Source organism: Glutamicibacter sp. AOP12-B1-11 (assembly GCF_052379245.1).
Taxonomy (GTDB): domain Bacteria; phylum Actinomycetota; class Actinomycetes; order Actinomycetales; family Micrococcaceae; genus Glutamicibacter.
In genome coordinates this window covers 39748-63049 of sequence record NZ_JBQSYL010000026.1, presented here as the reverse complement: position 1 = coordinate 63049, position 23302 = coordinate 39748, and the positions used below count along the sequence as shown (strand labels likewise).

The following is a 23302-nucleotide window of genomic DNA, read 5'->3' as shown; positions in this document are numbered from 1 at the left end:
GCGACGAAGTAACAATCGTTTGATGCGTTAGAGTCATCAACGAAAAAACGTCTACCTCTACCGTATTCCTTGTTGGAGCGCACTGCGTACACGGGCGCGCTATTTTCAGCGGTTAGCAAGAAACTCTCAGGGTTTTCAGCTAAATTCCAGTGGTTTTCGCTCGGTGAGTTACTGCACAGTAACTTGTTTCTTGCATTTCAGCTAAATGAGGTATCGAATTCCTGAGGTTCTGCTGGGGTTATTGCTGATTTCCTTGGGGAAGATTTTCCGAACAAGCTAAATTGCGTGATGGGCTCTGGTCTTCGTAGCTGAGCTCAATGCAGGCTACATCTGAAAACTCCAAATGATCGCGTGTGGAGGCTGAACGCCAGGTCATTCGAAAGTACTTATTTTGTCGATGCGACCAGAAGCGGTTGGACCCTGCAGATAGCAGGAATGCCGCTGGTATTTGTCGCGGTAATGAGGTGCGCCGCCGCTAGCGATGCTAGAAAGTAGTCGGTTTATACCGAGCCACCCTCTACCAACGCAAAATTGATTTCGGACAGCTCAAAGTACAAATTGCGGCGGGAAATGCGCTAAAGGGTGATCGACCACTGTCCGCGTTCGGGTCATGGGCGAGCCTTGACGACAACTAATCTGTTCTGGAATGCGGGGGTGTTGATCGAGTTGGCCGCGGTTTCCGGAAAAGTTGGGGCTGTGATCTTGTGGCCTTAGATAACGGAGTTGCGGAGTTTTGCCCCCGGGCCGGGGGAGACCTGCGATTCTCGTGGTGAATCAAGAACATGCGCACCGGCGCACTGAATAACTGCTAACACCGGTTCGCCGCACTCCCGATGCGTAACCAGTAGCGGTGGGCCAGCCGTATCTGCTTCGTATTTGTCGCCCCACTGGAGCAACGAGATAAGTACGGGATAGAGATCAAAGCCCTTTTGCGTCAGGCGATACTCGTTTCGAGTACGGTGGCCTGGCTCCTTGTATGGTGTGGCCGAGAGAATTCCAGCTGCCACAAGGGTGCGCAGTCTGGCAGCGATGACCGCCTCGGAAGCCCCTAGATGATTACGGATCGCGTCAAATCGGCGCACACCGTTAAAAGCTTCACGAAGCACCATTAGGCTCCACTTTTCACCAATGATGTCCAGCGTGCGCTGAATCGAACAATTCTCGGTGTCATAGTCGAGCCATTGCATGATGAAGAGCGCTCCTTACCGTTGACATGTCCCGTCGATCTAGCTAGCTTCAAATATAACAGTTAGCTTTTGAGAGGCCAATCAATGAAAACAAACAACGACGTACTTCCTGACATGGGGCTCGATGCGGCCAGCGACTTTGTCGCCGCTTCCGGCTTTATCGTTGATGAGGTTGGCAAGACGTTCCTCCGTGGGCACGTGGAGCTCGGGGCAAAGCACCACACCCCATGGGGAGTGGTGCACGGCGGGCTGTTCACCACGATCGTTGAAAGTGCCGCCAGCATCGCGGCGAGCTATGCGGTGAAGGAACTTGGCCAATTTGCCGTCGGTGTACATAACGCCACAGATTTCTTGCGGCCAGGCAGTGCGGGACTGGCAAGGGTGGAAGCCACCGCGCTACACCAAGGACGTACTCAGCAATTGTGGGAAGTCATCATCACAGATGTTGCCAGCTCCAAGGTGCTTGCCCGCGGACAGTTGCGGTTGCAAAACGTGCCGTTGCCTTCGCAAGTTACTGAAGCCCGGAACGAAGAGGGGAAAACAAATGGAAGCTAGATCTGGCGAACACGAAAAGGTCGTGAGGTGGCGAGATCCTGCTAGCGCGCTGCAGCAGCTACCGTTGTTTTCCGGGCTCGAGTATTTGAAACTGATGGCCTCCGGCGAAATTCCGGGGGCGCCCATCGCAGGGCATCTCAATATGGATGTAGCCGAAGTATCTGAGGGGTCGGTGACCTTCACCTGCACTCCGGAGGAGTCGCACTACAATCCGATTGGTGCGGTGCACGGAGGGCTGGTGTGTGCACTGCTCGATTCGGCGCTCGGCTGCGCAGCGCACTCGACGCTTCCTGCAGGAATGGGATATACCTCTATCGAGATCAAAGTGAACTACCTGCGTCCAGTGCTTGCCGACAGTGGGCCGCTGCGATGCACCGGGAGGGTTACCAAGCCGGGCCGGCGAGTGATCTTCGCTGAAGGGGAAGTCGTAGATAAGAACGGCAAGGTCGTTGCGACCGCATCAAGCTCGCTTCTCGTATTCCCTCTTGATTCGAACAAGTAGTAGCTTCCGGCCATCTTGTCGGGCGCGCACGGTAATTTAGACACACAGCAGAAGCTGAGTATGAGTCAAATTTTCTGGTGGGGGGGACCGCATGGAGTTTTCGTCTGGCATGAAGAGCCGTATCTGTGGAGCACTCGTGGGCATGGCTGCAGGGGACGCACTTGGCGCTGGCTATGAATTCGATGCCCCGATGCCTCAGGACGCCCCGGTTGCCATGATCGGCGGAGGGCTCGGAGACTTTGCGCCGGGGGAATGGACGGACGATACCTCGATGGCAATCGTGATTGCACGGGCACTCGTAAACTCCCAAAGAACACTCAATAGTGACGCAGCGGATTACATGGTGCGGCAGTGGGCCATTTGGGCTCAGAGCGCACCGGATGTTGGCAGCCAGACGCGTTCCGTCCTCGGAAAAGCCGAAGAAACCGCGCGTGAGAATAACCGCCACGAGCCCAGCGCAGAAGACGCAATAAAGGCTGCCGAATCCGTCCACCGGCGAACCGGCCGCTCGGGTGGCAACGGAAGCCTGATGCGTACGGCACCCGTCGCCTTGGCCTATCTAGAGCGCACGCCTGCCGAGGCCTATCAAGCGGCAACCGCTATCAGCAGGCTGACTCACTTCGATGAGGAGGCGGCAGAAGCTTGCGGGTTGTGGACTCTTGCCGTGCGTCACGCTGTGCTCACCGGTGAATTGGATATTCGAATTGGGCTGCAGCTTTTAGAACCCGCACGCGCAGTGGTTTGGGAACAGCGCATTCAACAGGCCGAAGACAAGCGACCGCGCGACTTCTCGCACAACGGGTGGGTCGTGGAAGCTTTCCAAGGAGCATGGAGCTCCATTGCCGTTTCCACGGATACCGTAGGGGAGAAGTCAACGCATTTAGTTGCTTCCCTGGAAGCAGCGGTACGTGGCGGTGCCGACACGGATACCGTAGCGGCGATTGCTGGATCGTTGATAGGTGCTGCCTATGGCCTGCCGGCTATCCCAGAGCATTGGCTGGACAAGCTCCATGGCTGGCCGGGGCTCGATGCGGAGAGCCTAGTGGATCTCTCACTCAAATTGGCCGGCTAGGGAACGCAGAAATCCGCGTGCAACCCTTTGGGCTTGACCAACGGGCCACTTGCCTCTCGGCGCACCCGGGCACTATCGACTATGGCCGGCGGTCGGTGAGTTTCGGCGGTGGATCCACACTCACCGCGTGGCGTACCCCGCGGACGTCTAGCCCCGTCAGATCAATCGCCAAGAACCATGGGCCGGACTGCGGGACCTTGAGCCTGTAGGGTGCCTTGCGCGCCATTCCGCCATGGAAGTCGTAATCGGCTCCGTCCTGGAAGGCCGCGAAATTTTCCGGATCCATGAGCCTGATGTTGGCGGGTCCGCTGAGCGTTACCACCAGCACGCTACCGCGTTCAAGGAAATCCCACTGATATTCGGTGAAATCGGGAGCGCTCAATGTACTTGCCCTGATTTCTCGGCAAGTAGCGACGGAGCATTCTGGTGTAGCTGCAAGTTGTTTCCTCCAAAAACGGCGTTCGAACCACTAACCCTCCGGTCAATGATTCGAACGCCGTGTGCGCCTCAGACGAACAAATTTGGTTCGCTTATACGAGCGTTGCGGTATCGATCACGAAGCGGTAGCGGACATCGGACTTCATCACGCGTTCGTAGGCTTCGTTGATCTGCTCGGCGGCAATGACCTCAACCTCTGCGCCAATTCCGTGCTCGGCGCAGAAATTCAGCATCTCTTGGGTTTCCTCGATGCCGCCAATCTGGGAGCCGGCGAATGAGCGGCGACCGCCAATGAGCGCGAAGGCGTTGACCGGCAGCGGCTCTGCCGGTGCGCCGACGTTGACCATGGTGCCATTGACGCGCAGCAGTCCCAGGTAGTCGCTGACATTGATCGAGGCGCTCACCGTGTTGATGATCAGATCGAAGCTCTTTTGCAGTTCCTTGAAGGTGTTCTCGTCGCTGGTAGCGCGGTAATCGCTTGCCCCCATGTGTAGCCCGTCTTCCTTTTTCTTCAAGGACTGGGACAGCACGGTTACTTCGGCACCCAAGGCACTGGCGATCTTCACCGCCATGTGGCCCAGACCGCCAAGGCCCACCACTGCAACTTTCTTGCCGGGACCGGCACCCCAGTGCTTCAGCGGGGAGAAAGTTGTGATGCCTGCGCAAAGCAGCGGAGCGGCCACATCGAGTTCGATACCTTCAGGGATGCTCAGCACGAAGTTCTCGGTGACGACAACGTGGGTGGAGTAGCCGCCTTGGGTGATGGTGCCGTCGCGGTCCGTGGCACCGTAGGTTCCCACCGACTTGTCGCAGAATTGCTGGTCTCCCGCGAGGCAGTTCTCGCATTCCATGCAGGAGTTGACCATGCAACCCACACCTACGCGGTCACCGACCTTGTGCTTGCTGACAGCCGAGCCGACCTCTGCAACGATGCCAGCGATTTCATGGCCAGGAGCCAGCGGATAAGTCTGCGGGCCCCATTCGCCACGTACGGTGTGAATGTCGGAGTGGCAGATGCCCGAGTACTTGATGTCGATTAGCACATCGTGAGGCCCGACTTCGCGGCGTTCGATCTGTGTGGGAATGAGTCCCTCGGTGGCCGAAGGGGAAGCATATGCGTTGACCATGGTTGTCATAGGAGTTCTTTCCCTAGTCTTGATGTAAGCCTGTGTCCACGCGCCGGATGGCGGCACGCGAAACGTAACGTCTTTTGGGCGTCTTTGGGTAGAACATACGTAATCCAGAGAATAATCCCGTTCTGGGGAACAAATTTCGGGAAATGGAAAAGGGTTCCTCACCAGAGCTGACGACACTAAGCTCTTCATCGTTGTTGGCCGGCGGTACATCCGCGGAAGAGTTCGCCGCATTGAACGTGGCTTGTCGGGCTGCCATAGCCGGAGAAATGGCTGCTGCTCCGACTAAAAGGTCGCGACAATACAAGGTGCGGAATAACCGGTGTCTGCGCAGCGTCTCATCGGCTGGATTGGGACCACCGATTAGTGGCGTGTATTAGCCTGAGCGTTCCGAAAGATTTCCGACGATGAATCCCTGGCCCGGTCCGTGGATCAGTTCCTTCGCCTTTTGAAACGAACTGCATTCGGGGCAGCGCGACAAATGGAGCGCGAGGGCATCGCAGTTGAACGGGCACTGGCTAGCAGGCATTTCGCCCTTGCATTTGGAGTTGGGCGCTAGCCTTTCATTGGCGGCCACTGCGCGCGAGTGGCAACGTAGCTGTGTTTCCCATCTTGTGTGAGGACCGTGATCCTTTCTAGATTGGGCTCGCGTTCTCCAATGCGCAGCATGGTGTTGCTTCCTACATACGCGAGGTCGTCGGTCGGGCTCGATTCCCATTTGTAGGGTTCTAGCGTGATGACCAGTTCGCCGTATGCGGGCGCCGCGACCGAGACAATATGACCGTGTGGGTCCGTCGGATACCACTTGAGGAAATCAGATGGTTGATGGATGTCCATTGCAACGTCTTCCCAGCCCTCGTTGATGTCGTCCATCCACTGCTGCAACTTCTCATCTGCCCAGACAGCGAGTTCTTCCTCAGTCATTTCCTCCGTTGCTGCGGGAGTCGGGGATGCATCGGGGGAGTCGGGATCTGCAGTTGGGCTAACGGCTATATCGATTGCCTCCTCGGTCGACGCAGGTCCTTCGGTAGGGCCGGCAGCGACTGTGCGATCTGCTGCTGGCGTCGAGCATGCCGATAATGCAAGCAGGCAGGCGGTCGCTAGTGCCGCTGCAAGGCGATGGTTGGACAATATAATACGACTCCTTCAATCCTGGTTTGGGTTTGGGCGGCAGTCCGCTGCAACGCGTCACAGGCTCCTCGGGATTTGGGTTTGGGCACCAAGACACCCGCTCGATCCGACAAAAACTGCACCTTTGACTAATTCCCGGTAGGCTTAGAGTCAGGTCTTGGCCTTTGGTCAAGCCCTCAACGATAAATACACTCCCTATGACTGCGTCACCGTGAGTCCTGACCGCCAGTATCGCGGTCCTCGGTAGTGGCTTTCGCTCTAGTCTATTGCGGCTAAAGTGCGAGTCTCGATCGAAGACCAGATCTGGGTAGGCCTGCACGGATCGCTTGTCTCTTTGGGAGCGATCGAAAGGAGAACCCCCTTAATGGAGGGTCCAGAAATTCAGTTCGCCGAAGCACAGATCGACAACGGTCGCTACGGTACCCGCACCATTCGTTTCGAGACCGGCCGTCTGGCCAAGCAGGCCGCTGGCGCTGCAATGGTCTACATCGACGAAGAGACCGCACTGCTCTCGGCCACCTCGGCCGGCAAGCACCCACGCGAAGGCTTCGACTTCTTCCCACTGACCGTGGACGTCGAAGAGCGCATGTACGCAGCTGGCCGTATTCCGGGCAGCTTCTTCCGCCGCGAAGGCCGCCCATCGACCGAAGCCATCCTGGCTTGCCGCCTGATGGACCGCCCGCTGCGCCCAGCCTTCGTCAAGGGCCTGCGCAACGAGGTTCAGGTTGTTGTCACCGTTCTGGCCATCGATCCAGACGAGCTGTACGACGTGGTAGCGATCAACGCTTCCTCGATGTCCACCCAGCTTTCGGGTCTGCCATTCTCCGGTCCAATCGGCGGCGTCCGCGTTGCACTGGTTGATGACGGAGACGGCGCCCAGTGGGTTGCCTTCCCGAAGCACAGCCAGCTGAAGAACGCCGTGTTCAACATGGTTGTTGCCGGCCGTGTGGCAGGCGACGACGTGGCGATCATGATGGTCGAGGCTGACGCCACCGATAACGCTTGGGAACTGATCCAGGGCGGCGCCACCGCGCCAACCGAAGAGGTCGTTGCCCAGGGTCTTGAAGCCGCTAAGCCATTCATCAAGGTTCTCTGCGAGGCGCAGGCCGATCTGGCTTCCCGTGCCGCAAAGGAAACCGTCGAGTTCCCAGTGTTCCGCGACTACGAAGATGACGCCTACGCAGCGGTCGAGGCAGCAGCCTCCACCCGCCTGGCCGAAATCTACGCCATCGCTGACAAGCAGGACCGCGACAATGCCGCAGGCGAGTTCAAGAACGAGATCGTCGCAAAGCTGACCGGTGAAGGCGCAGCCTTCGCCGAGCGGGCAGGGGAAATCTCCAAGGCCTTCGGTGCGGTCACCAAGCACATCGTGCGCCAGCGCATCCTGACCGAGCAGATCCGCATCGACGGCCGTGGCCTGGCTGACATCCGTCAGCTCTCCGCCGAGGTCGAGGTCCTGCCTCGCGTGCACGGTTCGGCAATCTTCGAGCGTGGCGAAACCCAGATCATGGGCGTCACCACCTTGAACATGCTGAAGATGGAACAGCAGATCGACTCGCTGAGCCCGGTCACCCGCAAGCGCTACATGCACAACTACAACTTCCCGCCATACTCGACCGGTGAAACCGGCCGCGTAGGTTCGCCGAAGCGCCGCGAAATCGGCCACGGTGCCCTGGCAGAACGCGCCATCATGCCTGTTCTTCCTTCGCGTGAAGAATTCCCATACGCAATCCGCCAGGTCTCCGAGGCATTGAGCTCCAACGGCTCGACCTCCATGGGCTCGGTCTGCGCCTCCACCCTGTCGCTGCTGAACGCCGGTGTGCCACTGCGCGCACCGGTTGCCGGTATCGCCATGGGTCTGGTTTCGGACACCGTCGACGGCGAAACCCGTTACGCTGCCCTGACCGATATCCTCGGCGCCGAAGATGCCATGGGCGACATGGACTTCAAGGTGGCTGGTACTCCTGAGTTCATCACTGCGATCCAGTTGGACACCAAGCTAGACGGCATTCCTGCCTCGGTGCTCGCCGCAGCGCTGACCCAGGCCCGCGAGGCCCGCCTGCACATCCTGAACGTGGTCAACCAGGCCATCGACACCCCGGATGAGCTGTCCACCTACGCGCCACGCATCATCTCGGTGAAGATCCCAGTGGATAAGATCGGCGAGGTCATCGGCCCGAAGGGCAAGATGATCAACACGATCCAGGAAGACACCGGAGCGGACATCTCGATCGAAGATGACGGCACCGTGCTGATCGGCGCCACCAATGGTGAGTCCGCCGAAGCCGCACGTTCGGCCATCAACGCGATTGCCAACCCTCAGGTTCCTGAGATCGGCGAGCGTTACCTGGGTACTGTCGTGAAGCTGACCACCTTCGGTGCGTTCATCTCGCTGACTCCAGGCAAGGACGGATTGCTGCACATCTCCGAGCTGCGCAAGATCAACGACGGTAAGCGCGTCGAGGATGTTGAGGACGTCGTCTCGGTAGGCCAGAAGCTCCAGGTCGAGATCACCAAGATCGATGACCGCGGAAAGCTGTCGCTGTCTCCAGTTGTTGAGGAAGACGACGAAGCCGAAGCAGAAGCAGAAGCCGTAGCGGCCGAGTAATTCTCGTCTCCTAGTTCGTTTTGATAGGTCCCGGCCCGCACACTGTGCGAGCCGGGACCTATCGGCTTAAACCGGTTGCAGTCCGTGGTTGCAGATGAAAACAGCTGCTACGTGGCCGGCGGCAAGGCGATATTTCGCGTTGCTACGGTTCCTTCAGGCCAGCGCGGCCGGTCGGCGTGCTTTGCGAGGCCTGCTCCAGGAGCGGATGGAGCTTACTGCGAAGGCCGGGCACCATGCGGTGCCCGGCCTTCAAGCCTGCCAGCTTGAGACTAGCGCTTAGCCTCCTGCCGGCGATCTTTAGAAGCGCAAGGTGCGCAGGTAGTTGTAACCCACCTCGGCGGTCTGCAACGGGGTGACGTCCGGGCGGTCGTTCTCCACGATGAACTCCTTCGGGCGGTGGGCCGCGAAAATGCGTGAGAAATCGATGGCACCGGTGCCGAGATCCGCGAAGTCGCCCGCGGTATCGCGATCTTTGACGTGGTACTGCAGTGTCTTCTGCGGTGCCTGGGCGATCGTGTCAATCGCGAACTGTATCGGATCTTCTGCGCCCACGCCCACGCCGCCGGTGACGGCCCAGTAGAGGTCGACCTCTAGGTGCACGAGGCGCGGATCGAGTCGGCTGGTGAAGATGTCCCACGGGGTTTCGCCATTGCCGAGGTCGGTCGTGAACTCGTGGGCATGGTTGTGGTACCCGTATTTCAGGCCCACTGCGGCCGCGCCCGCGGCCTCTTCGTTCATCTGGTCGGCCCAGCGGCGCCAGTCATCACCGTTGTCGGAGACGAGGTAGGGCACGTTGATATAGGTCTGGCCTAGGGTGAGTGCATCGGCGAGCTTTGCCTCCAGCGCCGCGGGCGAATTGCTGAGGCCACTATGGCTGGATGACGGGGTGAGGCCCAGCGAGTCAAGCGTGGCACGCATTTGCCCTGCGGTGCGGCCGTAAAGGCTAGCTAGCTCTATCTTGGTGTAGCCGTAGTCGGCCAGAGAAGCCAGGGCGCTGTCGACGCCCTCGCCTTGCATGATCGAGCGGAGCGTGTAGAGCTGGATGCTGATCTGTCCTGGAGGCACCGGTCGGCGGCCAGTGGGTGCAGCCAGCGCGGTAGTTCCGCCGAGAGCGACGAGTCCGGCGCCGGCGCCGAGGGCTGCCGCGCCACGGAGGAAGCCGCGCCGCCCCACGTCCTTCTGCTCGAGGGAGCGTTTGAAGGCGGCGGGGGCATTGAATCCGAAGCACATAGTGATGCCTTTCTGGCGTGCGTTAAACGCCAGCGGCAATCAGCACCAGCGCTTGGAGTATGTGACGCATGCAACACTATTTCCAGACTTTGTTGTCTGTCAAGCAAAAATCGTCGACAATCGACAAAAGGTCGTTTCTTCGCTTGGCTTAGTCTCCCTTGAGTCCATTCACGAGGGCATCGATATGCTTCGGCGACATGGCGTGGTGGATGGCCAGCATGCTGGCGCCGAGCACACCGGCGTCCTGTCCGGCTCCGGACTGGACGATCCGCAGGTGCTGGGTTGCGACCGGGATGGCCCGCGAGTAGACCACCTCGCGTATCCCGGCGATGAAGTGCTCGCCGGTGAGTGTCATCGAGCCCCCGATGACGATGACGGATGGGTTGATGAGGCTGACGCAGGCGGAGAGGACCTCGCCCACATCGCGGCCGGCTTGGCGGACGGCATGCACGGCCTCGGCGTTGCCCGATTTGACGAGCGCGACGACATCCTCACTGGAATTTGCGTCCAGGCCGAGGGCGTTGAGCTTCTTGGCCACGGCGGGTCCCGAGGCGACCGCTTCGAGGCAGTCCAGGTTTCCGCAGTGGCAGGTGATGCCCGAGCCGTTATGCACTCGGATGTGCCCGATATCGCCGGCGACGCCGTCGGCACCGCGCTGCAGTCTCCCGCTCGAGATGAGACCCGAACCGATGCCCGTGGCGATCTTCACGAAGAGCATGTTGTCCACTTCTGGCCACGAGACATTGCGCTCGCCCAGGGCCATGATGTTCACGTCGTTGTCGACGAGCACCGGGACATGGAAGTGGTCTTGCAGCAGCCCCGGAACGTCGAATCCGTTCCAGCCGGGCATGATGGGCGGGTTGAACGGGCGGCCGGTGCGGTGTTCTACCGGACCAGGGATCCCGACGCCCACCGCCAGCAGGTCGGCCAGCGCGTGATCGCTCGCCTCCAGCAGCTCCTTGCCCAGCTCGACGGCGGCTTCGAGGACGACATTTGGACCCTGGGATACCTCGATATTCCGCCCGTCCTCACGCAACCGATGCCCGAGCAGGTCGGTGAGTGCCACGCGCACGTGGGATGCGCCAATGTCGATGCCGAGAACCACCTTGCTGCCTGCGTTCAGTGCAATGCGTGAGGAAGGGCGCCCGCCGGTGGAGGTGGCGTCGTCCACGAACCCCACGAGCCCGAGGGCCATCAGCGCTTCGATGCGCAGGGTGATCGTGGAGCGGGCCAAGCCCATCATCTCCGAGAGCTCCGTGCGCGTGCGCGCTCGTCCGTCGCGGAGGATCTGGAATAGTTCGCTGGCACCTGAGCCGCTGAGGCCGCTGAAGTTGCTTATGTCATTCATCGACTAATTACAGCATACTAATCGACGGAACGCGCTCTGCGCTCCGTGGGCACGGCTCGCCAAGGGGTTTGTGGTGTGAAGCGACATATGGAAACGGCCCTGCGCCTCGCGCGCAGGCATGGGCAAATTGGCGCTAAGCCACAAATCACGTCTTACAGCGATAGGAGGTGGTCGTTTGAAGGCGAAGACGCATCGTCAAACTATATAGATTCGTTATTTATCCTCATGAGTCGTGTTAATTTCATATGACCGGGATCTCATATGGCCGGTAGTTGCGTTTTTGCACGCTCTGCCGGCGGCGTCGCACCGTGCCACTACATCACGAGAAGCGCATGACGAAGGGCAATTATGATCGGCCGGGCAATGCGCAGGCAAGGGCGTGCCCGCCAGCAAGATCTCCATCCAGATTTTCAGCTATTTGACGTGGGGAAACGAGGTTGGGACCGAGTCGGTGCTCGCCGAGTTGGCCGACATCGGCTACCGAAACATCGAGCCCTTCGGCGATACCATCGAGTTCGCCAAGACCGTTGGCCAGAAATATGTGGGTTCGGGCGGTGCCGCCTCCCCGGGCATTGGAAACCTTGAGGACACCCTTGCCACCGCCCAAACCCTCAACCGGCTCGGCGAGCGGTCCAAGAAATCCGATACGGGCAAGATCTTCGTGCACAACCACCAGGGTGAATTCACCAGCCAATACTCCACCCGAAGACCGGCGAGCTCATGAGCGCCTGGGAGCTGCTGGCCGAATACACCGATTCGCGGCATGTCAGCTTCGAACTGGACGTGCTCTGGACGACTGATGCCGGCGTGGATGTCGTGCAGATGCTCCAGGAACGCGCCATACCGACCGATGATGTGGGGGGAGTGGCAGATCGACTGGTCGCCCATCCTGGATGCGGCGCGCCGCCGCGAAACAGCACTTTCGCACGAGCATCACCGCTCGCACCACAGTATGTGAAAGGACAATGAGGTGGGAACACCAGCCAACCTGGACATTAACGAGGACGAAATCGCGGACGGGGAATCCCTGGCGCTTCCACGGTGGGGTGGGTGGGCCTCTGGCTCGTCGGCGCCCGCGGTTCGGTGGCGGCCACGGCGGCCACGGCGGCCACCGGTTGCGCAACCGATCAGGAGGGCTTCGCCTTCGGAGATACCGTCAGCTACGAGGTCCAGGTTTCCTGCGACCAGCCGGTTGACTACGTGCGCGTGGAAGTGAGCTGCATCTTGGGCCACCACCCGCAGGCGACCACCAGCGGCTGCACCGGTTCCTTCATCACCACGATGCTGCTAGCTGTTTAAACCCGGGGGCAACCTGCCGATTAATTTTCCCGGTCCGCGGATGCCGCGCGCAGGACGCCGGCGGGATCAGCCAACAGCGGGGCGAAGGCAAGCTCGGCGGCACCCACCAGGATGGGGCTCTCGCCGAGCGGGGCAAGCTCGATGCGCACCTGCTCACGAGCGCCGCGCGCGGCACCGAGGGACACGGCCCCCTCCACGATATCGGGCATCGCCTCGGCCAGGATGCGCAGGAATCCGCCGAGCACGATCAGCGACGGGTTCACCTGGTGCACCACGCCGCGCAGTCCCACCGCGAGCAGGCGGGCCTGCCGGGAGAGAACCTCGCGCAGCTGCGCGGAGGCCTCGCCGGATGCGAATAATCCGAGCACGCTTTGTTCCAGGTCCTCGGCCCGGTCCACCGGCAGCTGCACAGCCCGAAGCAGTTCTTCCCGGGTGACTTCGGCTTCGAGGCAGCCCGAGGAACCGCAGGAACAGGCTGCTCCGTCCGTGCGCACCAGCATGTGCCCCAGTTGCCCGGCGAACCCGGTCGCCCCGTGCATCAGCTTGCCTCCGCTGACGATCCCGCCGCCGATGCCGCTGGCTCCGCCGAAGAGGTAGACGAAGTCCGCGACTTCCCGGCCCGCGCCGAAGGCCGCCTGCGCCCGGGCTCCGACAACGGCGTCGTTCGCGCAGGCCACCGGCAATTGCAGGGCCTTGGCCAGCTGCGCGGCGAGCGGCTGCTCGCGCCAGCCGAGCTGCGGTGCCTCGATCACCGTCCCATCGGCGGGGTCGACGAGCCCGGGGACGGCCACACCGATGCCGACCACACGGAAATGCGCGGGCAGGGCCGCGGCCATGCCCGCGTAGACGGCGGAGACGATATTCACGACCTCCGGCATGGAGGGGGCGCGGACGGTATGGAAACGCACGGGGTTGACGATATTCCCGCCGAGGGCCACCAGTGCGACGCCGACGGCGTCTACATCGGGGTTGACGGCCAGGGCGAGCACCGACGGGCCGGGATTGATCATGATGCTGGGGCGGCCGTGCTGCTGGCTCTGGTCCAGATCGCTCTCCACGACGAGGCCGAGCTGCACGAGTTCGCCGACAAGAGCGGCGATGGTGGAGCGGTTCAGCCCCGTGGTGCGGGTGAGCTGGGCGCGGGAGAGACCCGCGGAGCTGTGCACGAGGCCCAGTACGGTGGAGAGGTTGTGCTGCCGCGTCGAGTCGCGGTTGTTGCCCAGCCCGGCGCCGGCCGGACGCACGCCAGCGGGTTTCGACGAATTGCTATCCACTTCCGGACCGTCACTTTCTGGCAGGCTGCCGTGCCTGCTTCCGCTTACATGCTATCTGCAGCGACGCGCCAAACAGTGACCTTCGATCGGCGATTCAAGTGATGATTCCGGCCGGATAGACGCGGTCAACGGCGCAAAGCAGAGGTTCGCGCAGCGCCCTGGGAAGGGTCTCCGGGACGCCGCCGTGCTCCAGCTGCGCCAGGGCGAAGCCGGCGTGCTGTGCGGCGAGGTCGATCGCGAAGTCCTTGGCACCGCAGCCGACCAGGACTGAACGGACGCGCTCGGCGCCGTCCGCGGTCAGCTCCGGGGACCCGATGAGATCGGCGATGCCCGCGTAGCGGCCGACTGACTTCACGCGGCGCACACCGGCTCGGGAGCCTGGGCGAGTTTCGCCCCGGCTTGCAACGGGGCCTCGAAGGAGTACACAGAGGTCTCTGCCGTGCGGTCTTGACGATGTCTTCCAGCTCGGGCATCGTCTGGGAGCTGCTGATCTCGATGTCGAAGATCTCGCCGCCGACCGAGGCAAATTCCGCCTAGTCGAGCACCTCGTGCAGCTTCCGGTGGATGGGCTCGGGCACCTCGATCGACCTCAGCAGCCGGGCACCGCCGGCCGCGGCACGCTCCAGGGCCTCCCAGAGCTCCAGATAGGCCGGCCCTGCGCATTCCGCGCGGAGTTTCGCATCCGCGAAGAATCGCCGAAGCCGCTGTTCGACCAGTTCGCCGCTCGCGGCCAGATCCACGATATGCCCCTAGGCCTTCAGGGGTTGCTTCTTGGCCTTGCGCTCCTTGCGGACGGCGAAGCGCTGCTGCAGCAGGACGGCGAGCACGATGATGGCGCCCTTGGCCAGGGCCTGGACGGAGGTGTCCATGTTGTTCTGCGTGAACACGTTGGTGAGCGTGCTGAAGATGAGCACGCCGAAGACGGTGCCCATGACGGTGCCGCGGCCGCCTGCGAGCAGGGTGCCGCCGACCACGACCGCGGCGATCGCGTCGAGCTCGTAGAGGTAGCCATGGGTGGAGGTGCCCGAGGTGGTGCGCCCCATCATCATCAGGCCGGCGATGCCAGCGGCGATGCCGGCCAGCACGTAGAGCGAGACGATGTGGCGCTTGACCTTGATGCCGGCCAGGCGGGAGGCTTCGAGGTTGCCGCCGATGGCCACCGTGCGGCGTCCGAACGTGGTGCGGTTGAGCAGGAACCAGCCGGCCGCGGAGACCAGGGCGAAGATCCATACGAGCACCGGCACGCCGAGGAAGTCGGCGCGCATGAAGCCGGTGAAGTCGGTGTTGGTCACCAGCAGGGTGCGGCGCTCGGAGATGATCTCGGCGAGCCCGCGGGCGGCCACCAGCATGGCCAGCGTGGCGATGAACGCCACCACATTGCCGTAGGCGATGATCACCCCGTTGATCAGGCCCGCGAACGCGCCGACCAGCAGGGCCACCACGACCATCACCAGCCACGTCGATTCCGCCGCGGCCGTTTGGACGACGGCGAGGCTGCCGACCACCGAGGTCAAGCCCAGCACGGAGCCGACCGACAGGTCGATGCCGCCGGCGGTGATGACAAAGGTGACGCCGATGCTGAGCACCCCGATGATGGAGGCATGGCGCAGGATCACCAGCATGTTGTCCGAGGACATGAAGCGGTCCCCGCTGGTGATCAGGCCGATGGCCACCAGCACGGCCAGCGCGAGAACCAGGCCGATGCTGCGCGCGGCGGGGCCGTGCAGGAGATTGCCGAGGAGTCCGCTGGCGCCGCCGGAAGTGGCGCCGGGGTCCGGGGTCTGGGCCGAAGAGTGTTCGATGACCTGGGTCTTTTGCTTGCTCACGCGGCACTTCCCTTCATGACGAGGTCGAGCACGCCGTGCTCGTCGATATCGGTTGCGGTTCTCTGGGCGAGGACGTGCCCGTCGTCGACGACGAGCACATTGTCGGCGAGGCCGAGGACTTCCTCGATCTCGCTGGAGATGACGATGATGGCGGTGCCGGCGTCGGCCAACCGCCGGATGAGCGTGTAGATCTCGGCGCGGGCGCCGACGTCCACGCCGCGGGTCGGCTCGTCCAGCAGCAGGACCTTGGTCCCGTGGACCAGCCAGCGGGCCAGGAGGATCTTCTGCTGGTTGCCGCCGGAGAGCGTCCGGGCGGGCCGCTCCGGATCCGCAGGGCGCAGCTCCAGGGCCTCGATCTGCTCCCGCGCGGCTCGCCGCTCGGCGTTTTCGTCGAGCAGCCCGGTGCGCGCGAAGCGTTCGAAGGTGGACAGCGTGACGTTCTTGTAGATCGGCTCGTCAAGGATCAGGCCCTGGCTTTTGCGTTCTTCGGGGGATAAGCCGATCCCGGCCGCGACGGCGGAGCTGACCGAGCCCGGAACCAGCTTCTTGCCGTTCACCGTGACCTGGCCTGCGGTTGCCTTGCGGGCGCCGTAGATGGTCTCGACGATCTCCGAGCGCTGCGAACCAACCAGCCCGGCGATGCCGAGGATCTCGCCGGCGCGGACCGTGAAGCTGAGTTTGGCGAAGTGCCCCTCCAGCTCCAGTGCCGCTACGTCGAGCACCACGGGCGCATCGAGCGGGAGGGGCCGGCGCTCCGGGAACACGTTTGCGACATCGCGGCCGGTCATCCGGCGGATGAGTTCCGCCTTGGGGGTCTGGGCGACGTGCAGGTTGTTCGCCGTGCTTTGCCCGTCCTTGATGACCGAGATCCGGTCCCCGATCTCGCGGATCTCCTCCAGCCGGTGGGAGATGTATACGACGGCGATGCCCTGGGCGGTGAGCTCGCGGACCACGCGGAAGAGGTTCGCGACCTCGCCGGCATCGAGGATGGCGCTGGGCTCGTCCATGATGATCAGCTTGGTGTCCCGGGAGAGGGCGCGGGCCATGCTGACGATCTGCTTGTTGGCGGTGGAGAGCGTGCCAACCTCGCGCGCTGGCGACAGGTTGCCGTGTCCCAGGCGCTGCAGCAGCGACCGGGCGGTCGCGTGGGCCCTTTTCACGTGCAGCACGCCCCGGGTCGCATGCTCGTGGCCCAGGAAAATGTTCTCGGCGATGCTCAGCCCGTCGACGACGTCGAGTTCCTGGTACATCGTGGCGATGCCCAGATCCAAGGCCGCGGTAGGGCCGGGCAGGCTGACCTGCTGGCCTTCCCAGAAAATTTTGCCCTCGTCGGGTTGGTGGACCCCGGACAGGGTTTTGATCAGGGTGGACTTGCCGGCGCCGTTCTGGCCCATGACGCAGTGGACCTCGCCCGGGAGCACGGAAAGGTCGACGCCCTTGAGTGCTTGGACGGCTCCGAATCGCTTGGTGAGCCCGTGCACCTCGAGCAGAGGACGGGGCTTTTCATCTTGCAGCATGTGATGAACCTAACACATTATGTCGGCAATCGGTAGAAGTTCGTCGATTTTCTCCGATCTTCTGTTATTGTGATTGTAATCACGCTGGCTGGTGCCCGAATAATTCGGGCTGCACACGGCGGCGTTGTACCTAACTCATTGAGGAGATAGACATGTTTGCTGTTCATTCCGGACGGAAGATGCTCATCACCACCGGTGCCCTCTTGGCAGTTGGCGCGCTCGTCACCGGCTGCTCGTCGGGCTCCGATGGCGGCAGCGCGCAGCCTTCCAACGCCTCGATCGAAGGCAATTCGGCCGCGGGCGAGGAGGTCGTGATCGGCTTCTCGGGCCCGGCGGCCGACCACGGCTGGCTCGGCGCCATCAACTCGGCCGCCATCGCGCAGGGCGAGGCATTGGAAGACGTGGACCTGCGCGTCGCCGAAGGCACCAACGATGCGAACCTGCAGATCAGCCAGGTTGAGCAGTTCATCAACGACGGCGTCGACGTGATTGTGCTGCTGCCCACCGATGGCACGGCGCTGACCGCCGTCGCAACCAAGGCCATGGACGCCGGTATTCCGGTGGTCAACGTGGACCGTGAGTTCTCCAACCCCGCCGCCGCCCGCACCACGATCCTTGGTGACAACTACGGCATGGGCCGCAGCGCCGGAAACTATATCTGCGAGCGCCTGGGGGACAAGCCGGACGCGGTGGTCGCCGAGATCCCGGGCATTGACTCCCTGCCGCTGACCCAGGACCGCAGCAAGGGCTTCGAAGACGCCTTGAAGGACTGCGGCCTCAACGTGGATAACCGCGTCCCGGCCGACTTCACGGTAGCCGGCGGCGAACAGGCGGCCTCGCAGCTGCTCTCCGCCGCCCCCAAGATCGACGCGCTCTGGAACCACGACGACGATCAGGGCCACGGCGTGCTGGCCGCGATCGACAGCGCCGGGCGCGACGAGTTCTTCATGGTCGGCGGCGCCGGCTCCGCCAACGCGATGGAGCTGATCAAGGGCGGGGAGTCCGTACTCGAAGCCACGGTCCTCTATCCCTCCACGCAGGCCGCAGACGGCGTTCGCCTAGCCCGACTGATCGCCCAGAACAAGGCCATGAGCGATCTGGTCGAGGTCGAGGTCCCGAAGCGCATCGTCTTGAACGCCCCGGTGGTCACGGTGGACAACGTCGATCAGTACCTGCCGACGGCGTTCAGCTCTTAACCGGCCCAGGCAACGGATCGGGGCGGTTCTCCGTTCACCGGCGGACCGCCCCGGCCAGCGCCCCCACGTCTACCCCTCGCAGGAGGAAACACATGCCCAACCAAAAATCAGCCCTGAGAATCGCCCTGATCGGGCACGGCTTCATGGGCGCCGCGCATTCGCAGGGGTGGCGCGTCGCGCCGCGATTCTACGATCTGCCGATGCAACCGGAGATGACGCTGCTGGTCGGCCGCAATGCCGCCGGCGTCGAGGCCGCCGCCGCGAAGTGGGGCTGGGCGGAGACGTCGACCGACTGGCGCGAGGCTATCGAGCGCGAGGACATCGACGTGGTGGACATCGTCACCCCGGGCAACTCGCACGCCGAGATCGCGATCGCCGCGCTCGCCGCCGGAAAGCACGTCTTGTGCGAGAAACCGCTGGCCAACACGCTCGAAGAGGCCGAGGCGATGGCCGCGGCCGCCGAAAGCGCAGGCAAGAGTGTCCAGGCGATGCTTGGATTCACCTACCGCCGCGTGCCCGCGGCGGCGTTTGCGCGGCAACTGGTCGGCTCGGGCACCATCGGCCAGGTCCGCCAGGTCCGCGCCTCCTATCTGCAGGACTGGCTCCACGACGCCGACGCCCCGCTGACCTGGCGGCTGCAGAAGGAGCACGCCGGCAGCGGCGCGCTCGGGGACCTCGGGGCGCACGCCGTGGACCTCTCCCAGTTCATCACCGGGCAGAAGCTCACCGGCGTCAGCGGCATTCTCGAAACCTTCGTCCACGAGCGGCCGCTGCCCGGAGCGGAGTCGCAGCGCGGGGAGGTCAGCGTGGATGACGCCGCGATGTTCACCGGCCGGTTCGACGGCGGAGCGATCGGCATCTTCGAGGCCACCCGCATGGCCACCGGACGCAAGAACTCGCTGCGGATCGAGGTCTCCGGCTCCAAGGGGGCGATCACCTTCGATTTGGAGAACTACAACTCGCTGGGCTTCTACGATGCCACCGCGCCGAATACCCTCCAGGGCTTCACGAATATCATGGTCACCGAGCCGGAGCACCCCTACATGTCCGCGTGGTGGCCCACCGGGCACGCGCTCGGCTACGAGCACGGTTTTGTGCACCAGGCCAAGGACTTCGTCGAGGCGGTCGCCGAGGGCCGGCAACCCGAGCCCTCATTCGCGGACGGCCACCAGGTCCAGCGCGTGCTCGACGGCGTCCAGCGCAGCGCGCAGAACGCCAGCGCCTGGGCCCAGACGCTCTAGGCCCAGCGCACCGCACCGCACCGCATCTCAGCACGAAGGAACCGAGCAAAGGAGTACAAGGATGGCACGCGATTTCACCCTGTTCACCGGCCAGTGGGCCGACCTGCCGCTGGAAGAGGTGGCCCGCCTCGCCGCGGGCTGGGGCTACGACGGCCTGGAGATCGCCGTCTCCGGAGAGCACCTCGACGCCTGGCGCTGGGACGATGACGACTACATCGCCGAGCGCCTCGGCATTCTGCAACGCCACGGCCTGAAGGTCTGGGCCATCTCCAACCACCTGAAGGGCCAGGCGGTCTGTGATGACCCGATCGACTTCCGCCACCAGGCGATCGTCGGTGAGCGGGTCTGGGGCGACGGCGACCCGGAGGGCGTCCGCCAGCGGGCGGCCGAGGAAATGAAGAACACCGCCCGGCTGGCCCAGCGCCTGGGCGTGGACACCGTCATCGGATTCACCGGGTCCTCGATCTGGCAGTACGTCGCGATGTTCCCGCCCGTTCCGGGCGAGGTCATCGAGGCCGGCTACCAGGACTTCGCCGACCGCTGGAACCCGATTCTGGACGTCTTCGATGAGTGCGGGGTGCGGTTCGCCCATGAGGTGCACCCCTCGGAGATCGCCTACGACTACTGGTCCACGGTCAAGACGCTCCAGGCGATAGGGCACCGTGAAGCATTCGGGCTGAACTGGGATCCGAGCCACATGGTGTGGCAGGGGATCGACACGGTGGCGTTCATCTCCGACTTCGCGGACAAGATCTACCACGTGGATTGCAAGGACACCCGGATGCGCATGGGCAACGGCCGCAACGGCGGGCTCGGATCCCACCTGCCCTGGGGCGACCCGCGGCGCGGCTGGGACTTCGTCTCGGCCGGACGCGGAGATGTGCCGTGGGAGGACGCCTTCCGCGCGCTCGCGGCGATCGGCTATGCCGGCCCGATCTCGATCGAGTGGGAGGACGCCGGCATGGACCGACTCTACGGTGCGCCCGAGGCGCTGGCGGCGCTGAAGAAGCTGGACTTTCCAGCGTCCTCCACGTCCTTCGACGCGGCCTTCAAGCAAGGCTGAGCCGGAGCGTCTGCGCCGCCGCGCGGGATGCGCCCGCTGCGATCTGGGCTTGCAGCTGAGCCCAGATGGCTAGTCCCGGAACTCTGCCCCGCACAAACTTCCGTGGTCAGTAGCGACCACGGCGTGTTTGTGCGGGGCATCGGTCTTCTAATTGGGCCAGCTCCCAACTGCCCTCGCCGGCAACCACTCGTTGGTCCGCGCCCCGTGGCGTTCGGACCCGGGCTGGCCGAATTATGGCTTCCCGTTCTTCCGGTCCGGACGCCGCTATGGCCTTTGGACTCCTCGGGGAGGAAGCATCCGAAGTCCTGGCCGGAAGATTCCATGTCGGCCAGGAACTTCTGATTCTCGAAGACCGGGTGCCGGCTGCCGCACAGGATCTGGTTGAGCGTTGCGCGTTCGCCAAACACTCGGAGTCCCCTCCGGGCTTGCCAGCAGAAATTGGCGTAAGCCCAGGAAGAGCTTGTGGTGCGAGGCGCAGCATCCGTTGCCCGAGTGCCCGGACCTGGCCGGAGCGATTGGCCGTTCTACGCGATCCGCAGCGAGGGATCGGCTATGCAGCGATTCGGCTCGGAATGACGAAGTGTGAGTGCTACGGGATGTCGGGGGAGAAGCCGCGCAGAACATGCTGCTTGCTCCGCGCGGAGTACTTTCGGGCCACTGGGCGATCGCCAATCGAATACTGGGATCAACCGGATCATTGCTCTTCACAGTTCAGGCCGATCTGATGAAGCGAATTAGTGCCCACTCATTGATCGAGAGCGTCATTTATGGGTGGAAGCGTCACCGATATCGTGCGACAAAACGGTTCTCAATATGCAGACATAGCTCATTGGACTGGAACTTTCCGTTGTGGCATTCACGCTGATGTGCAGCGGTATAAAACAGTCCTCTGGTCGAGTCGCTGGCGTGATACCGCGATCGGTCGAGCTATGTTCGGAAAAACATGGTTAGCATCGGGTCGTGGTTTCCGAGTGCTCGAACGTCTTGCCCGCGAATCAGCACCTGCCCGCTTAGGATAGAACTTGAGCTCTGTCAACGTGGCCGCGGAGAAAATGGAGGACATCGTTTCAGTGGATATCGGGGGAATGAAATTGCAGCACCAGAACTTACTGGTGACGCTCTACGGTTTGTATGGACAGCCCTCCAGCGGCTCCTTCCCGGTATCTGCAATCGTTGAGATGTTCGGCGCGTTGGGGATCAAGTCCCAAGCGTCCCGGTCGACGATTTCGCGTTTAAAAAGTCGTGGTGTGCTCATCAATGAACGCACCGGCAGCGATTCGCATTATCAACTTTCCGCCGAGATTCTCGATGGCTTCCGCAAGGACGATCAGCGGATTTTCGCCCCGTCTCGCTCCAGCTCCGATGAATCTCTGATCCTGGCCATATTTTCGGTGCCCGAGAGCGAGCGGAATCGCCGTTACGAACTGCGTTCGGAGTTGGCGAGCATGGGTTTCGGAATGGTTGCAAGCGGTGTCGCCGTCGGCCCCCAATTGGCATTTGAGCAGGCCAAAGCACGGCTGAACGCACGAGGATTATCGGGGTATGTTGAATTTTTCCGTGCCGACTACATGTCACCGGAAGATATTCAAGATCGGGTGGCGCAATGGTGGGATCTCCAAGCGCTTGACCAGCAGTACACCGACTTCTTGCAACTGTACGTAGGGCGCTTGGGGGCTTGGCAGGAAAAGCTGGCAAAGCCAGTGGAATCCGATGAGCAGCGCAGGGATCTTGAACGAGAAGCTTTCGCTTTCTATGTACCAATGCTGACCCGTTGGCGGCATTTTCCGTATCGTGATCCGAACCTTCCCTTCGAATACCTGCCCGAAGGATGGAAAGCACCGCAGGCCAAGAACACGTTCCTGGCATTGCATGAGCTGCTGGCGCCGCAAGCGGAGCTGTATGCCAATCAGTTACTCGGCCTGCGCATTGGCTGACGCCCGGGTCATCCAGTTTCGGACCGCGTCCCAATGGTGCTTCTTGGGATCAATGGCCTCGAAATGGTCCAAGTGCGGATGAAACATGGCTGTCTGCTGAGCTTTGTCTCCCAGTGATTGAATATACTGCCGTGTATGTTCCAATGGCACACGGTCGTCATCTTGACCGTGGACCAGGAGCATGGGCACCGCAGGGGACGGCTGGTGGCAAGGTGAGGCCTGCCGGTATGTGGTTGGCGCATCGCTGGGTGTACGTTCAAAATATTCTTTGGCCGCGGAATCACCGAGGTCTTCTTCAAAGACCTTGATGGCATTGGTGACCGGTGCAAGTCCTACTACGGCATCGGCGCGATCGGCATTGAGCAGAACCAGCTGCCCGCCCACCGAATGCCCGATAAGGACCAAGCGATCGGGGCGATCTTCGCGGCGAAGTGTGCTCCGGATCAGCTCGATCGCCAAAGCTACATCCACGGATGGTGTGGGCCAGGGATGCTCAGGGCCGCGCCGGTATTCCACGTTGGCCACATTCCATCCCGCCTGCAATAGATCCTCGAGCATGGGCTGCATGACCGCGGCATTGATCCGCTGCCTCCAGTAGCCGCCATGGACCAGAACCGCGGTGCCGCGTGAAGGCTGAACTCGTGAGTGCACCAGGGTGAGATGCTGATCGGGGTGGTCGCCGTAACTCAATACTTGGCTATCTTGCGAGTTTTGCGTCACGGGCCGTTCCCTTCGCCGGTAAACGGCC

Annotated in this window: 23 protein-coding genes; 11 read left to right on the top strand and 12 right to left on the bottom strand. The window is 62.4% G+C overall.

The features are described 5' to 3' along the window. Positions 1-710: 710 nt before the first annotated feature. Positions 711-1187 carry a winged helix-turn-helix transcriptional regulator gene (locus ACT3UQ_RS15125; RefSeq protein ID WP_444637438.1) on the bottom strand — a complete coding sequence of 159 codons (477 nt, stop codon included), beginning with the start codon at positions 1185-1187 and terminating at the stop codon, positions 711-713. 84 nt (positions 1188-1271) lie between these two features. Between ACT3UQ_RS15125 and ACT3UQ_RS15120 the strand changes: the two genes are divergently transcribed. From ACT3UQ_RS15120 to ACT3UQ_RS15110, 3 genes are all read left to right on the top strand, one after another. Beyond that, on the top strand, positions 1272-1742 hold the full coding sequence (locus ACT3UQ_RS15120) for a PaaI family thioesterase (protein WP_444637437.1): 471 nt from the start codon (positions 1272-1274) through the stop codon (positions 1740-1742). Then, entirely contained in the window at positions 1732-2244 is a 513-nt protein-coding gene (locus ACT3UQ_RS15115) for a PaaI family thioesterase (protein ID WP_444617774.1), read from the top strand. The genes ACT3UQ_RS15120 and ACT3UQ_RS15115 overlap by 11 nt, the downstream gene beginning before the upstream one ends. A 109-nt stretch (positions 2245-2353) precedes the next feature. Continuing rightward, a complete protein-coding gene (locus tag ACT3UQ_RS15110; RefSeq protein ID WP_444637436.1) occupies positions 2354-3316 on the top strand; it encodes an ADP-ribosylglycohydrolase family protein in 963 nt (320 codons plus the stop codon). Between the two features lie 79 nt (positions 3317-3395). Here ACT3UQ_RS15110 and ACT3UQ_RS15105 read toward each other — a convergent pair whose 3' ends face one another. From ACT3UQ_RS15105 to ACT3UQ_RS15095, 3 genes are all read right to left on the bottom strand, one after another. Further along, complete coding sequence (locus ACT3UQ_RS15105) at positions 3396-3698, bottom strand: DUF1883 domain-containing protein (protein WP_444629166.1); 303 nt, start codon at positions 3696-3698, stop codon at positions 3396-3398. A gap of 148 nt (positions 3699-3846) precedes the next feature. Beyond that, the gene (locus ACT3UQ_RS15100) at positions 3847-4890 is read right to left on the bottom strand and encodes an NAD(P)-dependent alcohol dehydrogenase (protein ID WP_444637435.1); all 1044 of its coding nucleotides are present in this window, start codon (positions 4888-4890) and stop codon (positions 3847-3849) included. A 552-nt stretch (positions 4891-5442) separates the two neighbouring features. Then, complete coding sequence (locus tag ACT3UQ_RS15095) at positions 5443-5811, bottom strand: hypothetical protein (protein WP_444629167.1); 369 nt, start codon at positions 5809-5811, stop codon at positions 5443-5445. Between the two features lie 571 nt (positions 5812-6382). Between ACT3UQ_RS15095 and ACT3UQ_RS15090 the strand changes: the two genes are divergently transcribed. Beyond that, positions 6383-8626, top strand: coding sequence for a polyribonucleotide nucleotidyltransferase (locus ACT3UQ_RS15090; protein WP_444637433.1), 2244 nt, complete (start codon positions 6383-6385; stop codon positions 8624-8626). A 297-nt stretch (positions 8627-8923) separates the two neighbouring features. Here ACT3UQ_RS15090 and ACT3UQ_RS15085 read toward each other — a convergent pair whose 3' ends face one another. Together ACT3UQ_RS15085 and ACT3UQ_RS15080 are read right to left on the bottom strand one after the other, a co-directional pair. Then, positions 8924-9856 (bottom strand): sugar phosphate isomerase/epimerase family protein, encoded by a 933-nt coding sequence (locus tag ACT3UQ_RS15085; protein WP_444637431.1) that lies wholly within the window; start codon positions 9854-9856, stop codon positions 8924-8926. 148 nt (positions 9857-10004) lie between these two features. Next, positions 10005-11204 carry an ROK family protein gene (locus ACT3UQ_RS15080; protein WP_444629169.1) on the bottom strand — a complete coding sequence of 400 codons (1200 nt, stop codon included), beginning with the start codon at positions 11202-11204 and terminating at the stop codon, positions 10005-10007. Positions 11205-11583: 379 nt separating this feature from the next. Between ACT3UQ_RS15080 and ACT3UQ_RS15075 the strand changes: the two genes are divergently transcribed. The 3 genes from ACT3UQ_RS15075 (at position 11584) to ACT3UQ_RS15065 (ending at position 12503) form a co-directional block, all read left to right on the top strand. Beyond that, positions 11584-11928: a hypothetical protein gene (locus ACT3UQ_RS15075; RefSeq protein WP_444629170.1), complete on the top strand. Its 345-nt coding sequence runs from the start codon at positions 11584-11586 to the stop codon at positions 11926-11928. Then, positions 11925-12173: a hypothetical protein gene (locus tag ACT3UQ_RS15070; RefSeq protein ID WP_444637429.1), complete on the top strand. Its 249-nt coding sequence runs from the start codon at positions 11925-11927 to the stop codon at positions 12171-12173. The genes ACT3UQ_RS15075 and ACT3UQ_RS15070 overlap by 4 nt, the downstream gene beginning before the upstream one ends. An 81-nt stretch (positions 12174-12254) precedes the next feature. Continuing rightward, a complete protein-coding gene (locus ACT3UQ_RS15065) occupies positions 12255-12503 on the top strand; it encodes a hypothetical protein (RefSeq protein ID WP_444637428.1) in 249 nt (82 codons plus the stop codon). 20 nt (positions 12504-12523) lie between these two features. Here the strand turns inward: ACT3UQ_RS15065 and ACT3UQ_RS15060 are convergent, their stop codons facing one another. From ACT3UQ_RS15060 to ACT3UQ_RS15040, 5 genes are all read right to left on the bottom strand, one after another. Next, positions 12524-13777 carry an ROK family transcriptional regulator gene (locus ACT3UQ_RS15060; protein WP_444637426.1) on the bottom strand — a complete coding sequence of 418 codons (1254 nt, stop codon included), beginning with the start codon at positions 13775-13777 and terminating at the stop codon, positions 12524-12526. Positions 13778-13871: 94 nt separating this feature from the next. Next, positions 13872-14132 (bottom strand): hypothetical protein, encoded by a 261-nt coding sequence (locus ACT3UQ_RS15055; RefSeq protein WP_146112526.1) that lies wholly within the window; start codon positions 14130-14132, stop codon positions 13872-13874. 178 nt (positions 14133-14310) lie between these two features. Then, the gene (locus ACT3UQ_RS15050; RefSeq protein WP_105649292.1) at positions 14311-14517 is read right to left on the bottom strand and encodes a hypothetical protein; all 207 of its coding nucleotides are present in this window, start codon (positions 14515-14517) and stop codon (positions 14311-14313) included. A 9-nt stretch (positions 14518-14526) separates the two neighbouring features. Beyond that, a complete protein-coding gene (locus tag ACT3UQ_RS15045) occupies positions 14527-15603 on the bottom strand; it encodes an ABC transporter permease (protein ID WP_374955674.1) in 1077 nt (358 codons plus the stop codon). Continuing rightward, positions 15600-17120 carry a sugar ABC transporter ATP-binding protein gene (locus ACT3UQ_RS15040; RefSeq protein WP_444637424.1) on the bottom strand — a complete coding sequence of 507 codons (1521 nt, stop codon included), beginning with the start codon at positions 17118-17120 and terminating at the stop codon, positions 15600-15602. Before ACT3UQ_RS15040 ends, ACT3UQ_RS15045 begins: the two co-directional genes overlap by 4 nt. 152 nt (positions 17121-17272) lie before the next feature. Between ACT3UQ_RS15040 and ACT3UQ_RS15035 the strand changes: the two genes are divergently transcribed. From ACT3UQ_RS15035 to ACT3UQ_RS15020, 4 genes are all read left to right on the top strand, one after another. Next, positions 17273-18316, top strand: a complete 1044-nt coding sequence (locus ACT3UQ_RS15035; RefSeq protein WP_105554735.1) for a substrate-binding domain-containing protein — start codon at positions 17273-17275, stop codon at positions 18314-18316. A 92-nt stretch (positions 18317-18408) separates the two neighbouring features. Then, a complete protein-coding gene (locus ACT3UQ_RS15030) occupies positions 18409-19557 on the top strand; it encodes a Gfo/Idh/MocA family protein (protein ID WP_105554734.1) in 1149 nt (382 codons plus the stop codon). Positions 19558-19618: 61 nt separating this feature from the next. After that, positions 19619-20620, top strand: a complete 1002-nt coding sequence (locus ACT3UQ_RS15025; protein ID WP_444637423.1) for a sugar phosphate isomerase/epimerase family protein — start codon at positions 19619-19621, stop codon at positions 20618-20620. A 1052-nt stretch (positions 20621-21672) separates the two neighbouring features. After that, complete coding sequence (locus tag ACT3UQ_RS15020) at positions 21673-22554, top strand: PaaX family transcriptional regulator (RefSeq protein ID WP_258133952.1); 882 nt, start codon at positions 21673-21675, stop codon at positions 22552-22554. Here ACT3UQ_RS15020 and ACT3UQ_RS15015 read toward each other — a convergent pair. Next, a complete protein-coding gene (locus ACT3UQ_RS15015; protein ID WP_181148514.1) occupies positions 22531-23274 on the bottom strand; it encodes an alpha/beta hydrolase family protein in 744 nt (247 codons plus the stop codon). The two genes, ACT3UQ_RS15020 and ACT3UQ_RS15015, sit on opposite strands and share 24 nt — an antisense overlap. Positions 23275-23302 lie beyond the last annotated feature (28 nt).

What these genes read in the sequence shown, in the direction of transcription:
- ACT3UQ_RS15095 (WP_444629167.1), bottom strand. Translation starts at nt 5,811, where the DNA reads ATGACTGAGGAAGAACTCGCTGTCTGGGCAGATGAGAAGTTGCAGCAG.
- ACT3UQ_RS15070 (WP_444637429.1), top strand. Translation starts at nt 11,925, where the DNA reads ATGAGCGCCTGGGAGCTGCTGGCCGAATACACCGATTCGCGGCATGTC.
- ACT3UQ_RS15025 (WP_444637423.1), top strand. Translation starts at nt 19,619, where the DNA reads ATGGCACGCGATTTCACCCTGTTCACCGGCCAGTGGGCCGACCTGCCG.
- ACT3UQ_RS15030 (WP_105554734.1), top strand. Translation starts at nt 18,409, where the DNA reads ATGCCCAACCAAAAATCAGCCCTGAGAATCGCCCTGATCGGGCACGGC.
- ACT3UQ_RS15125 (WP_444637438.1), bottom strand. Translation starts at nt 1,187, where the DNA reads ATGCAATGGCTCGACTATGACACCGAGAATTGTTCGATTCAGCGCACG.
- ACT3UQ_RS15085 (WP_444637431.1), bottom strand. Translation starts at nt 9,856, where the DNA reads ATGTGCTTCGGATTCAATGCCCCCGCCGCCTTCAAACGCTCCCTCGAG.
- ACT3UQ_RS15080 (WP_444629169.1), bottom strand. Translation starts at nt 11,204, where the DNA reads ATGAATGACATAAGCAACTTCAGCGGCCTCAGCGGCTCAGGTGCCAGC.
- ACT3UQ_RS15040 (WP_444637424.1), bottom strand. Translation starts at nt 17,120, where the DNA reads ATGCTGCAAGATGAAAAGCCCCGTCCTCTGCTCGAGGTGCACGGGCTC.
- ACT3UQ_RS15120 (WP_444637437.1), top strand. Translation starts at nt 1,272, where the DNA reads ATGAAAACAAACAACGACGTACTTCCTGACATGGGGCTCGATGCGGCC.
- ACT3UQ_RS15020 (WP_258133952.1), top strand. Translation starts at nt 21,673, where the DNA reads ATGGAGGACATCGTTTCAGTGGATATCGGGGGAATGAAATTGCAGCAC.
- ACT3UQ_RS15115 (WP_444617774.1), top strand. Translation starts at nt 1,732, where the DNA reads ATGGAAGCTAGATCTGGCGAACACGAAAAGGTCGTGAGGTGGCGAGAT.
- ACT3UQ_RS15110 (WP_444637436.1), top strand. Translation starts at nt 2,354, where the DNA reads ATGAAGAGCCGTATCTGTGGAGCACTCGTGGGCATGGCTGCAGGGGAC.
- ACT3UQ_RS15090 (WP_444637433.1), top strand. Translation starts at nt 6,383, where the DNA reads ATGGAGGGTCCAGAAATTCAGTTCGCCGAAGCACAGATCGACAACGGT.
- ACT3UQ_RS15035 (WP_105554735.1), top strand. Translation starts at nt 17,273, where the DNA reads ATGTTTGCTGTTCATTCCGGACGGAAGATGCTCATCACCACCGGTGCC.
- ACT3UQ_RS15100 (WP_444637435.1), bottom strand. Translation starts at nt 4,890, where the DNA reads ATGACAACCATGGTCAACGCATATGCTTCCCCTTCGGCCACCGAGGGA.